Source organism: Amycolatopsis roodepoortensis (genome assembly GCF_024628825.1).
In the GTDB taxonomy this organism is placed as follows: Bacteria; Actinomycetota; Actinomycetes; order Mycobacteriales; family Pseudonocardiaceae; genus Amycolatopsis; species Amycolatopsis roodepoortensis.
The window spans coordinates 8,443,074-8,453,563 of record NZ_CP102415.1 but is presented as its reverse complement, the minus strand read 5'-3'; the positions used below and the strand labels follow the sequence as shown (position 1 = coordinate 8,453,563).

Below are 10,490 nucleotides of genomic sequence, written 5' to 3'. Positions count from 1 at the left end.
TGTTTATCGCGACAGTGGTTCGTTCATCCGCCCGTTCGGTATCCCGGCTCGCCCTGGTGAAGGGCCTACGGTTGCGCGACAGCGCCGGATTTCGACCGGCTTCCCCGTCACGGGCGGCGGTGTTCTGTTGTCGAGCGAGGCGAGGTTAACACTCGATCACCTCCGGCAGGCACCGCTGACCAGGTCGGTCATCAGGATCACACCGGTCCTTCGCGCACGGCGGTACTCTTCGGTTCGTCCGATTCAGCGCGGTCGTGGGGGAAGTCCGGTGAGAGTCCGGCGCTGTCCCGCAACGGTGTGCCTCCAGGCGAGCCCGGTCACCCACGTCGCGCGGTGTCACCGACTCCTGTCGTGGAAATGCGGGAAAGGGTTCTCATGAGACGTTTGGTTTTCGCTGTCGTGCTGCTGTGCGGCATCGGGCTGGTCGCCGCTCCGGCGGCGGCCGCGGCCACCCACAACAAGGCGGACGCCGCCGCGGGCTGGCTCGCGAGGCAGATGACCGACGGGGAACGGTTCGAAGCCGACTTCGGCGGCCAGAAGTTCCCCGACCAGGGTTTGACGATCGACGCGATCTTCGCGTTCGCCGCCGCCGGGGTGTCGGACACGAACGCGGGCAAGGCGATCGCGTGGCTGGCGAAACCGGAGATCACCACGGCCTATGTCGGCGGTGGCACGGAGGCGTACGCGGGCGCGCACGCCAAGCTGCTGCTCGCCGCGCAGGTCCGCGGCAAGGACCCGGCGTCGTTCGGCGGTGTCGATCTGAAGGCGGGCCTGCTCTCGCTGCTCACGCCGTCCGGCCGGTTCTCCGACCGGTCCGAATACGGCGACTACTCCAACGCTCTTTCGCAGTCGCTCGCCCTGCTGGCGCTGGACCGCACCGGCGAGGCGCCGGCGCGGGCCGTGGCGTTCCTCGCGGGCAGCCAGTGCCCGGACGGCGGTTTCCCGCTGAACTTCGGCGAAGCGACGTGCGTGAGCGACGTCGACGCGACCGCGACGGTCGTCCAGGCCCTGCGCGCCACCGGTGACGCGGTGAACGCCGGAGAGGGCACCTCCTGGCTGGTCACCAAGCAGCACCCGAACGGCGGCTTCGGTTTCGGCACCGACGCGCCGAACGCCAACAGCACCGGCCTCGCCGCGCAGGCGCTGGCCGGGCACCGCCCCGCCGCCGCGATCAAGGCGCGGGAATTCCTGCGGTCGCTGCAGACCGGCTGCGCCGGCGCCGAGGCGGACCGCGGCGCGATCGCCTACGACGCCACGGGCCTGAATCCGTCGACCGCCCCGCGCGCGACCGCGCAGGCGATCCTCGGCCTGGCCAGGGTTCCGCTGAGCGACCTGCACGGCGGCGGATGTCCGCAGGCCCCGGTCCTGGCCTGCCCGTAACTCGCGTGATCAGAGACGTGACTCGCGTGTTTGGAGGCGTAACTCACGAGTCACGCCGCTGATCACGCGAGTTACGGCTCCAATCACGCGAGTTACGCCTTCGATCACGCGAGTTCGTCATTCGCCGGCGGCGACGCGGCGCGCGAGCTCCACCCGGGACCGCACTCCCAGCGCCGTGAAGATGTTCCGCAGGTGGTGATCCACCGTGCGATGGCTGATCACCAGCCGCCGCGCGATCTCCTTGTTCGTCTCCCCCGCCGCCACCAGCCGGGTGATGGCGTCCTGCTGCGGGGTGAGCCCGGCGAGCGACCGGTGCTGGGTGTCGACGGTCTCGCCGGTCGCCCGCAGCCCGGCCCGCGCCCGTTCGGCGAACCGGGTGGCGCCGACGTTTTCGAAGCCCCGTAAGGCATCGCGGAACTGGTCGCGGGCGTCGCGGGTCCGGCGATGCCGTCGCAGCAGGGTGGCGTACGCGAACCGGGTCCTGGCGAGTTCCATCGCGCCGCCCGCCCGCCGGTGCGCCTCGATGGCCCGTACGAAACGCCGTTCCGCGGTCTCCGGATCCGGCGCGGTCAGCGCGTGACAGCGGTGGCTCAGCGCGAGCCAGCAGGGTTCCGCGCCCGCGAGGGTCCAGCGGTCGAACACCTCCAGCGCGGCCAGCGCGCGTTCGGATCGCCCGGAACAGACGGCCGCTTCGACGAGTTGCGGGGTGGCCAGCACCCGGATCACCGGCTGGTCGCCGGAGACACCCGAAGCGAGATCTTCGAGCCTGCTCAACGCGTCGTCGGGCCGGTCCTCGGCGAGGTCCAGACAGGCGTTCGCCCACGCGGCGACCGCGGCGGGCCTGCCGAGACCGCGTTCGGCGATCCCCTCGGCCGCCTCGTCCAGCTCCGGTACACGGTCACCGAGCAGGGCGGCGGCCAGGCCCAGCAGCGTCAGATGCTCCATCCGCAGGTTGTGCGGTGCGTGCAGCCCGTCGCGGGACGCCGCCCGCGCACAGGGGATTCGGTCGAGCGCGATCGCCGAGAGCGACAGGTAGATCAGCGCCCACGGCAGTTCCGCGTGCCGTTTGCCGAGCCGCGCGCGGCTCACGGCCGCGGCCGCGTATTCGTGCGCCCGTTCGGCATGCCCGCGGGCGAACGCCGCTTCGGCCGCCCAGACGGCCCCGGCGACGTCCGAACCGGCCATCCCCTTGGCGACGGCGTCGGTCAACGGAGCGACGGCGTCCTCGTGGCGGCCGGCGTAAACCGAGGTGAGACCGTGGAAATGGGCGGACGCCAGCTCGTCGCCCGCCGGGACCGTCCGGGCGAGGGCCCGGTAGCCGCTCAGGTCACCACCGAGCCTGCGCGCCTCACCCGCCAGCAGGAGCGCGCCCGCCGGATCGGGCAGCAGTTCCGCCGCCGCGCCCAGTTCGTGGGTGGCGACGGCGGGATCGCCGTCGCGCAGCTCGATCTCCCCGTGCAGCAACGCCACCGCGCCCGGTTCCGTGTCGACCCTGGACAGCAGCAGGCGCGCCCAACCCGGTCTGCCCGCCTGCCAGGCCGCGTCCGCCGCCGCCAGGAGCCTGGTCGCCCGCGTCGCCGGATCGGCGGTCAGGGCGGCGGCGCGTTCGAGCTGCCGGGCCGCGGCCGCGTGATCCACCGCCGGTGCCGCGGCGAGCGCGTCCGCGAGCGGCTCGGACGGCGTGGCCGTCGCCATCGCGCGATGCCAGAGCGCGTCGGGCCCCTCCTCGGCGAAGGCCAGCCGCGCGTGCGCCGCCCTGCGGTCGGCCGGGGACGCCGCCGCGTACCAGGTCGCCTTCCTCGCGGAGAAGTCCATGCAGGTGGCGAGAAAACGGAGGCGTTCGTCGAGCCGCATCGCTTCGAGCTCGGCCGCGTAACGAGGCAGCCGCTCCCTCAGGATCGGCGAGACCGGCTCCCGCCCGGCCGCCTGAGCGGGTGTCAGCGAAGCCGCCAGCGCGACCAGGTCGGCCGGGTTCCCGTCTCCCAGCTCGACCAGCTGCGGGCGCACCCCGGCGGGCACGCCGCGGTCACGCAGCACCTGATCGGCGGCGGAATCGGTCAGCGGCGGCAGCTCGACGGAGTCGAACTCGTCGGATCCCGACCGCGAGGCGAGCACCATCCCGACCGGCGCGCCCGCCAATCGCCTGGCGGCGAAACCCAGCGCCGCCAAGGATTCCGGATCGACCCAGTGCGCGTCGTCGACCCAGCAGATCGTCGGCGCCGAAACCGCGCCGAGGCGGTCCCGCGCCTCCGCGCCGCCGGAGACCGGCGCGCCGAACATCCGCTGCAGGGCTCCGTAGGGCAGCTCGCGTTCCGCGCGCAGGCCCCGTACACCGACGAGCCGGACGCCGAGGGTGGCGCGCAACGCGGTGAGCAGGGCCGACTTACCGAGCCCTTCCGCGCCGCGGACCAGCACGGCGCGTCCGGTGGCCGACCGCAGCCCGCCGAAGAGGTCGTCCCTCCCCCGCAGCGGGTACACAGGCATCGGCGCCTCCTCGAGATCCCTCTCGATGAAACACCAGGCGTAAGTGTTTCACAAGGTCTTGCTCGGTACCCGTCCTTCCACGAGCGCGCCGAGCAGCGTCGACGCCGCTTCGAGATCGGGGGTCCGGGAGGCGAGGACGTCCGAGTACAGGAACGCCTCCCCCAGCCGCACGATGGCGTAACAGAGGCTGTCCAGGCTGACCGCGGGCACGAAACCGCCGTCCTCGACGTCGCGGCGAAGCAGCTCGACGTGTGCCGCGATCACCCTCGGCTGGACGCGTCCGTCCGGGTCGGTCAGCAGCCGGATCGCCAGCACCGGCTCGTCGTCGAGGAAGCGCCGGAACCCGGCGCTCGCCGCCAGCACGGACCGGTACTCGCGCATGATCGACAGACAGCGCAGTTCACCGGCCGCGTTGCGCACCACGTCGCCCTCATCGCGCTCCCAGGTGCGCGCGGCGGCCGTCAGGGTGCGCTCGGACAGGTAGTAGAGGGCATCACCGAGCAGGTCTTCCCGGTTGCCGACGCGGCGGAACAGGGTGCTGCGCGAGATGCCCAGTTCCTGGGCGAAGGCGGAGGTGTCGACGCGGACGCCGCGATCGATCCACCGCGCCGCGGTGCGGACTATGTCCTCGGCTGAGGGGTTCACGATCGCCGATCGTACGGGCGGCCGGGCCGTCCGGAACGCTCGCGGAGCAAGACTGGCGATTTCACCGATGCAGCCCTGTCCCGCCCTTTGCCACAGTCCATCACCACGGACCGTGTTCAACGGCGAACGGAGACGGCACCATGCGCAGTACGACTCGGATCCTTTGTGGACTGGCCACCGTCGCGGCACTCACTGTCGCCCCCACGGCGGCCTACGCCGCCGAGAACCCCTACGAACGAGGCCCCGACCCGACGGAAAGCAGCATCGAAGCCTCCCGCGGCTCGTTCGCGGTATCCCAGACCTCGGTGTCGAGCCTGGCCGTCACCGGCTTCGGCGGCGGAACCATCTACTACCCCACCAGCACCGCGCAGGGCACGTTCGGCGCGGTCGCCATCTCGCCCGGATTCACCGCGACCCAGTCGAGCATCGCGTGGATGGGCCCTCGGCTGGCCTCGCAGGGCTTCGTGGTGTTCACGATCGACACCAACACGATCTACGACCAGCCCGACAGCCGCGGTGACCAGTTGCTGGCCGCGCTCGACTACCTGACCCAGCGCAGCACCGTCCGCTCCCGCGTCGACACCACCCGGCTCGCGGTGGCCGGCCACTCGATGGGCGGCGGCGGTTCGCTCGAGGCCGCACAGGACCGGCCGTCGCTGCAGGCCGCGGTGCCGCTCGCGGCGTGGAACACGCAGAAGTCGTGGTCCTCGCTGCGGGTGCCGACGTTCGTCATCGGCGGCGAGTCCGACACGGTCGCGCCGGTGGCGTCGCACTCGATCCCGTTCTACACCAGCATTCCCGCCTCGTCGGAGAAGGCGTACATGGAGCTGGACAACGCCAGCCACTTCTTCCCGAACACCGCGAACACAACCATGGCCAAGTACACGATCTCGTGGCTGAAGCGGTTCGTGGACAACGACACCCGCTACGAGCAGTTCCTCTGCCCCGCCCCGGACGACCGCACGATCAGCGACTACCGGGACACATGTCCGCACGCCTGAGTGTCCTCGGTCCCGGCGCGCCCGCGCCGGGACCTCCTCTCTCCGTTGGGAGTTCTTGCGTGACCCTGTCGACCTTCGAGATGTCCGGCGTGTCGGCGACCTTCGGTGGTCTCGTCGCCTTGTCGGACGTCTCCCTGACCGTCGCGCCGGGCCGGGTGCTCGGGGTGATCGGCCCGAACGGGGCGGGCAAGACCACGCTCTTCAACGTCGCGTGCGGTTTCGTCCGCCCGGACACCGGCACCCTGACCTGGCGCGGAACGGAACTGCGACGGCTGCGGCCGCATCAGCTCGCCGGCCTCGGGATCGCCCGCAGCCTGCAGGAACTCGGCCTGTTCGACCGGATGACCGTGCTGGACAACGTCCTCGCGGGGGCGGGCAGGCACGCGAAGTCCGGCTTCTGGTCGTCGTTGCTGGGCATGACGAAGGACGAGAAGGCGCTGGCCGAGCGAGCGATGGCTCAGCTGGAGGCGTTCGACATCGCCGACGTCGCCCATCGGTATCCCGCGAGCCTTCCGTATCCGGTGCGGAAGCGGGTCGCGCTGGCGCGGGCGCTGGTGAGCGAACCCGACCTGCTGCTACTCGACGAGCCGGCGGGCGGCCTGTCGTCGGCCGAGATCGACGAGGTCGGCACGCTGGTCCGCGGCCTGACCGAACGCATGTCGGTGATGCTCGTCGAGCACCATATGGATCTGGTGATGGGCGTCTGCGACGAGATCGTGGTGCTGGACTTCGGCAGGGTCATCGCCCGCGGCACCCCGGACGAGATCCGCGCGGATCCGGCGGTCCAGGCGGCCTACCTCGGCGAGGAGGTGGCCGGTGCTGACCGTTGAGAACCTCTCGGCGAGCTACGGCCCGGTGCGCGCGCTGGACTCGGTGAGCCTTTCGGCCGCGGAGGGTGAGATCACCGCGGTGCTCGGCGCGAACGGCGCGGGCAAGACCACCTTGCTGCGCACCATTTCCGGTCTCGTGCCACCGGCGGGCGGCGGAATCTCGCTCGCGGGCCGGGACCTCCGCCGAGTGTCCACAGAGGACCTTCCCGCGCTCGGCCTCGCGCACGTCCCCGAAGGCCGCGGCGTGCTGGCCGAACTGACCGTCGAGGAGAACCTGCGGCTCGGCGCGCTCGGGGCGCGCGGCCGCGCGACGGCGGCCGATCTCCGCCGGATCTACGACCTCTTCCCGGCGCTGGCCGACCGCAAGAACGGTCTCGCGCACGTCCTTTCCGGCGGGGAACGGCAGATGCTGGTCATCGGCCGCGCGCTGCTCTCCCGGCCGAAGGTGCTGCTACTGGACGAACCGTCCTTGGGCCTCGCGCCCCGGATCGTGGCGCGGATCTTCGGCCTGCTGCGCGGTCTCGTGCACGACGAGGGGCTGGCCGTCGTGCTGGTCGAGCAGAACGCGCGCAGCGCGCTGTCGATCGCCGATAACGGGGTCGTGCTCAACCTCGGGCAGGTCGTCGTCCGGCGGGACGCGGCGGCGCTCGTCGCGGACGACGCCCTCCGGCACGCCTACCTCGGATTCTGAAAGGGAGGCTCGGTGGACCACACGACCATGTCGCGAAAGTGGCTTTCGCGACACCCCGACGGCTCGCCGGTCACCGGTTCGGCGCCTCACCCCTGGAGAAAGGGAGCCCTGTGCAGCAACTGCTGACCACCGCGCTCACCGGCCTGACGCTGGGCGTGGTCTACGCCGCGTTCGCGCTGGCGCTCGTGCTCATCTGGCGGGCGACGCGGATCGTGAACTTCGCGCAGGCGCCGATGGCGATGATCACCACCTACGTCGCGCTGGTCCTCATCGACGCGGGCTGGTCGTACTGGGCCGGTTTCGCCGTGGCACTGCTTTCGGGCCTGGTGCTCGGCGCGCTGGTGGAACGGTTCGTGATCCGGTTCGTCTCCGGGAAACCCGAGATCAACGCCGTCATCCTCACCCTCGGGCTGTTCATCGTGCTGCACGCGCTGGCGGCGCTGGTGTTCGGCTCGCGGTACCGGTCGTTCCCGGCGCCGTTCGGGCTCACCGGTTTCCGGGTCGGTGACACGACGATCGCGCTGACCGGGTTCGGCGTGTTCACCATCGCCGCGGTCGGGGTGGTGCTGATCGGGCTCGTGCTGTTGTTCCGCGGTACCGATCTGGGCCTGCGGATGCGGGCCGCCGCCTTCGACCGGGAGGTGGCGCGCCTGCTCGGCGTGCGGGTCGGGCGGATGCTCACGCTCGGCTGGGCGCTGGCCGCGCTCGCCGGTTCGCTGTCCGGGCTGCTGATCGCCGGCGGCGGTCTCGTCCATCCGTCCTATATGGACGGTGTGGTGGTGTACGGTTTCGTCGCCGCGGTGCTCGGCGGGCTGGACAGCCCGGTCGGCGCGGTCGTCGGCGGCGTCGTCCTCGGCCTGTCGCTGAGCCTGGTGAGCGGCTACATCGGCTCCGAACTCGTTCCGCTCGCCGCGCTGGCGCTGCTCATGGTGGTGCTGCTCCTGAAGCCCGGCGGCCTGTTCGCGAGCGTCCGAGAGCGGAAGGTCTGACATGCCACGCCGCACTCTCCTGATCGCGCTCGCCGCGCTGGTCGTCGTCGTGCTGGTCTTGGAGACCTCCGGGCCGTTCCTGACCTCGCAGCTCACCACGATGGCGTACTTCGCGATCGCGGCCGCGGGCCTGACCGTCCTGACCGGGCTCAACGGGCAGCTCTCGCTCGGGCACGGCGCCCTGATGGCCGTCGGCGCGTACTCGACGGCGCTCCTGCTGAAGTCGGAATTCCTTCCGCTGCCGCTGATCCTGGCGCTGGCGATGGTGATCACCCTGGCCGTCGGGGCCCTCGTCGGCGTCGCCGCGGCCAGGCTGCACGGGCCGTATCTCGCCGGGGCGACGCTCGCGCTCGCCGTCGCCGTTCCCGGGATCCCGTTGTTCTTCGGTGAAGTGCTCGGCGGCGAGCAGGGCTTACCCGTGCGGATGCCGGAAATCCCCGCCTGGCTGGCGGACGCCGCGTACTTCGTCACGGGGCAGGAACTCACGTCGATCCGTTACCTCGCTTACCTTTCGTGGCTCGCGGTGATCATCGTGTTCGTCCTGCTGGCGAACCTCTCCCGCGGCCGCGTCGGACGTGATTGGCGGGCGGTGCGCGACGAGGACGTGGCCGCCGAACTGGCCGGGATCGACCTCGGCCGCACGCGGGTGCGGGCGTTCGTCGTCAGTTCGGGATGCGCGGGGCTGGCCGGAGCGCTGATGGCGTTGTCGGCGCGGCTGGCGGCGCCGAGCGGATTCGCGCTGACGTTGTCGCTGCTGCTGGTGTCCGCGGTGGTGCTCGGCGGGCTCGGGAGCCTGACCGGAGCGCTCGCGGGGGCCGCGCTGCTGACCTTCCTGCCGCCGCTGGTGACCGGCGCGGGAACGGATCTCGGCCTGTCCGACGTGCAGGCCGCGCATCTGGCGCCGTTGATCTACGGACTGGTCACCGTCCTGATCGTGCTGCTCGCACCCGCCGGCCTCGCCGGTGGGCTGCGGAAACTCATCCACCGGAGGAGAACTTCATGAAACGCTGGACCAAGGCCGTGGCCGTCTTCCTTGCCGTCACGGTCACCGCCGCCTGCGGCGCGGGCGGCAGACCCGAGGGCGAGCAGAAGGGTTCGACGGTCGGGGTCACCGACACGACCATCAAGATCGGGGCGCATTTCCCGCTGACCGGCGTCGCCGCGCCCGGCTACAGCGAGATCCCGAGCGGTCATCAGGCCTACTACGACTACGTGAACGCGAACGGCGGCGTCAACGGCCGCAAGATCGAGTTCGTGGTGAAGGACGACGGCTACAACCCGACCACCACGAGCGCGGTCACCGACGAACTGGTGCTCAAGGAGGAGATCTTCGCGATGGTCGGCGGCCTCGGCACGCCGACGCACAGCGCCGTGGTCGATTTCCTGAACAACTCCAAGGTGCCGGACCTGTTCGTGTCGTCGGGTTCGCTGCGCTGGGGCGACGATCCGAAGAAGGCGCCGTTCACCTTCGGCTGGCAGCCGGACTACGAGATCGAAGGCAAGATCATCGGCGACTGGGTGCGGCAGAACCTGCCGAACGCCAAGGTCGGCCTGTTCCTCCAGGACGACGACTTCGGCCGCGACGGCGAGAAGGGCGCCCGGCGTTATCTCGGCCAGCAGATCGTGGAGGTCGCGAAGTACTCGCCCGGCAACACCGACATCGCGCCGCAGATCGCGAAACTCAAGGCCGCGGGCGTGGATCTGGTGCTGGGCTTCACCGTTCCGTCGTACACCGCGCTTTCCCAGCTGGCGTCGCTGAAGATCGGCTTCAAGCCGAAGTGGTTCTACAGCAACGTCGGCTCCGATCCCGCGCTCGTCGGTTCACTGCTCGCGCGGTTCTCCGAAGGCAAGGTCACCAACGGCGCGTCGCTCATCGACGACGTGGTCACCACCGAGTACCTGCCCGGTGTCGACGCGCCGGACAACGCCTGGACGAAGCTGTGGCAGAACGTCTGGAAGGCCCACGGCAAGGGCGGCGACCTGACGAACTACCGCATTTACGGGATGGCGCAGGCGTACACGTTCGTCCAGGCGTTGCAGGCGGCCGGCAAGGATCTGACGCGTGAGCGTCTCGTCGAGGTGATCCAGCAGTCCGGGAAGACGTTCCAGGGACCGGGTCTGGCGCCGTTCCGGTACACCGCCGACAGCCACCTGGGCATCTCCGGCATGTCGGTCGTCGAGCTCAAGGGCGGCGTCGGCAAGGATCTGACGCCGGTCCTGGTGTCCGACCTCGGCGACGCGCCCATCAAGGCGGACGACTCCGCCGCGAACGACGCGCCGCCGCCCAACGGGATTCCGGGTAACTGAGTGCCGGCGGTGCTCACCGGCCCGTGAAGGCCCCCTTCCCTACCCTCAGAGTAGTGAAGAGGCCCTTCACCACCCCGCCGACGTGATCCCTGGTGGCAGAGAGGCAGCTTTGACGCCAGGCCTCCGGTCACGGGCCATCGGCAACCGGCCACCTGTCGCGAAA

At 70.8% G+C, this 10,490-nt stretch carries 9 protein-coding genes and 2 riboswitches; of the genes, 7 read left to right on the top strand and 2 right to left on the bottom strand.

What is annotated here, in order from left to right; all coding sequences use genetic code 11:
• Positions 1 to 15 precede the first annotated feature (15 nt).
• A riboswitch (cobalamin riboswitch) is annotated at positions 16 to 130 on the bottom strand.
• An 87-nt stretch (positions 131 to 217) separates the two neighbouring features.
• Positions 218 to 343: riboswitch (cobalamin riboswitch) on the top strand.
• 32 nt (positions 344 to 375) lie between these two features.
• Positions 376 to 1,380 carry a prenyltransferase/squalene oxidase repeat-containing protein gene (locus NQK81_RS40670; protein WP_257485735.1) on the top strand — a complete coding sequence of 335 codons (1,005 nt, stop codon included), beginning with the start codon at positions 376 to 378 and terminating at the stop codon, positions 1,378 to 1,380.
• Between the two features lie 117 nt (positions 1,381 to 1,497).
• On the opposite strand, the gene NQK81_RS40665 is transcribed toward NQK81_RS40670, so the two are convergent.
• Together NQK81_RS40665 and NQK81_RS40660 are read right to left on the bottom strand one after the other, a co-directional pair.
• Positions 1,498 to 3,864 carry a helix-turn-helix transcriptional regulator gene (locus NQK81_RS40665; RefSeq protein ID WP_257485734.1) on the bottom strand — a complete coding sequence of 789 codons (2,367 nt, stop codon included), beginning with the start codon at positions 3,862 to 3,864 and terminating at the stop codon, positions 1,498 to 1,500.
• A 48-nt stretch (positions 3,865 to 3,912) separates the two neighbouring features.
• Positions 3,913 to 4,509 (bottom strand): QsdR family transcriptional regulator, encoded by a 597-nt coding sequence (locus tag NQK81_RS40660; RefSeq protein WP_257485733.1) that lies wholly within the window; start codon positions 4,507 to 4,509, stop codon positions 3,913 to 3,915.
• 140 nt (positions 4,510 to 4,649) lie between these two features.
• On the opposite strand from NQK81_RS40660, the gene bdeA reads away from it, so the two are divergent.
• The 6 genes from bdeA (at position 4,650) to NQK81_RS40630 (ending at position 10,327) form a co-directional block, all read left to right on the top strand.
• Entirely contained in the window at positions 4,650 to 5,510 is an 861-nt protein-coding gene (bdeA, locus tag NQK81_RS40655; RefSeq protein WP_257485732.1) for a bis(hydroxyethyl) terephthalate hydrolase, read from the top strand.
• A 59-nt stretch (positions 5,511 to 5,569) separates the two neighbouring features.
• Complete coding sequence (locus NQK81_RS40650) at positions 5,570 to 6,340, top strand: ABC transporter ATP-binding protein (RefSeq protein ID WP_371878837.1); 771 nt, start codon at positions 5,570 to 5,572, stop codon at positions 6,338 to 6,340.
• The gene (locus NQK81_RS40645; protein ID WP_257485731.1) at positions 6,327 to 7,031 is read left to right on the top strand and encodes an ABC transporter ATP-binding protein; all 705 of its coding nucleotides are present in this window, start codon (positions 6,327 to 6,329) and stop codon (positions 7,029 to 7,031) included. Before NQK81_RS40650 ends, NQK81_RS40645 begins: the two co-directional genes overlap by 14 nt.
• A 110-nt stretch (positions 7,032 to 7,141) precedes the next feature.
• Positions 7,142 to 8,020, top strand: coding sequence for a branched-chain amino acid ABC transporter permease (locus tag NQK81_RS40640; RefSeq protein WP_257485730.1), 879 nt, complete (start codon positions 7,142 to 7,144; stop codon positions 8,018 to 8,020).
• 1 nt (position 8,021) lies between these two features.
• Positions 8,022 to 9,023, top strand: coding sequence for a branched-chain amino acid ABC transporter permease (locus NQK81_RS40635; RefSeq protein ID WP_257485729.1), 1,002 nt, complete (start codon positions 8,022 to 8,024; stop codon positions 9,021 to 9,023).
• Positions 9,020 to 10,327 carry an ABC transporter substrate-binding protein gene (locus NQK81_RS40630; protein ID WP_257485728.1) on the top strand — a complete coding sequence of 436 codons (1,308 nt, stop codon included), beginning with the start codon at positions 9,020 to 9,022 and terminating at the stop codon, positions 10,325 to 10,327. Before NQK81_RS40635 ends, NQK81_RS40630 begins: the two co-directional genes overlap by 4 nt.
• Positions 10,328 to 10,490: the final 163 nt, after the last annotated feature.

Coding starts and splice junctions, on each gene's coding strand:
- NQK81_RS40670 (WP_257485735.1), top strand. CDS start 376: ATGAGACGTTTGGTTTTCGCTGTCGTGCTGCTGTGCGGCATCGGGCTG.
- NQK81_RS40665 (WP_257485734.1), bottom strand. CDS start 3,864: ATGCCTGTGTACCCGCTGCGGGGGAGGGACGACCTCTTCGGCGGGCTG.
- bdeA (WP_257485732.1), top strand. CDS start 4,650: ATGCGCAGTACGACTCGGATCCTTTGTGGACTGGCCACCGTCGCGGCA.
- NQK81_RS40635 (WP_257485729.1), top strand. CDS start 8,022: ATGCCACGCCGCACTCTCCTGATCGCGCTCGCCGCGCTGGTCGTCGTC.
- NQK81_RS40630 (WP_257485728.1), top strand. CDS start 9,020: ATGAAACGCTGGACCAAGGCCGTGGCCGTCTTCCTTGCCGTCACGGTC.